1 protein-coding gene is annotated in these 1221 nt (G+C 46.5%); it reads left to right on the top strand.

The genetic code is table 11. From position 1 onward, the window contains the following. The coding region (locus tag KDK16_RS00395) for a hypothetical protein (RefSeq protein WP_257274201.1) at positions 1–832 on the top strand (832 nt) is incomplete at its 5' end. Positions 833–1221 lie beyond the last annotated feature (389 nt).

Genomic DNA, 1221 nt, shown 5'->3' with positions numbered 1-1221 from the left:
AAACAACAGTTTAGTGGTCAATCCTGATAGTGATACCCCTTTGAGTAAAGAAAGCGGTGGTTGGGCACTATCGGAAAGATGGCCCCTGACTGTAACAGCAGCTAACCCACACAACCAGTTCAGTCAAATACGAACAGTGGTCAGCGTAAAACCAGCCGATTACACCTCGCGAATACTGAAACGGGTGTTCGCTGGTCTGTTGCCACCGCTGGCCATAGTAGGCTTTGGTACTTGCGGCCTGGTTAAATGGTGTAGATCAAGGAGGAAAACCTATGAACTCGATCACGAGGCCATGGCCGATGAATATACAGAAAATACCAATCATCGCCCTGAAAGCAATGATCAACCAGCACCGCCAGCCGGTTTAATTGTTCACTTTGATCCTGCATCAAATGAACTGACCCAAGTGCTGGTGCACCCGGCAATAGGTAATACAGACTCTGATTTAAGTTTAACCCTGTCTTCCCCTGCACCTGACGTTATAAATATGATCACTGCAGATACCCCTGAAGCTACAAATACGATCATTCCAGATGCCCCTGAAGCTACAAATACAACCACTGCAGATGCCCCTGAAGTTATAAATACGATCACTGCAGATACCCTTGAAGCTACAAATACAACCACTGCAGATGCCCTTGAAGCTACAAATACGACCACTGCAGATGCCACTGAAAATCGCGTATGTGGGGATGGGGAGCCAACTATTCCACATCATGCTCTCAGAATACCGAAGGGTTATGGAAACGCGCAGCTTAACCAACGAGGATTGCAAATTTATTTTAAATACTTTGGTGTTGAGATCCAAAATAACAAAACAAAAGAGCACTGATCTCATGTGGCGCCGGACTTCAGGCTTTCTGAAAAACAACAATCTGAACAAACAGGTGAGGATCTCAGTGCTCTCAGACACCAGAAACTACTGCCTGTGGGTGCTACCTAAAAATTCACTGCACCCGCTTAAAAACCCAACGATATTTCACCTAATCCCCATTGCCAAACCTCGGTCAAAGGCTGGTACAATCGTTTGATCGTATCAGCCTGAACTCACCTCACTGTTAACCGTTCCTTCTCAGGCTCATCGAGCCGTTCAGCCATGTTACCCCTGGAGCGATTACGTGAACAAAAAGGAACTCAGTGAACGAGGTATCTGCACCAAATTCATCACAGCAGCACTAGCAGCCTGTCGGACTTAAGGCTGTCCTACTGCGGTTGCAATAA

Source organism: Endozoicomonas sp. SESOKO4, assembly GCF_024606275.1.
This window is presented reverse-complemented; position numbering and strand designations above follow the sequence as displayed.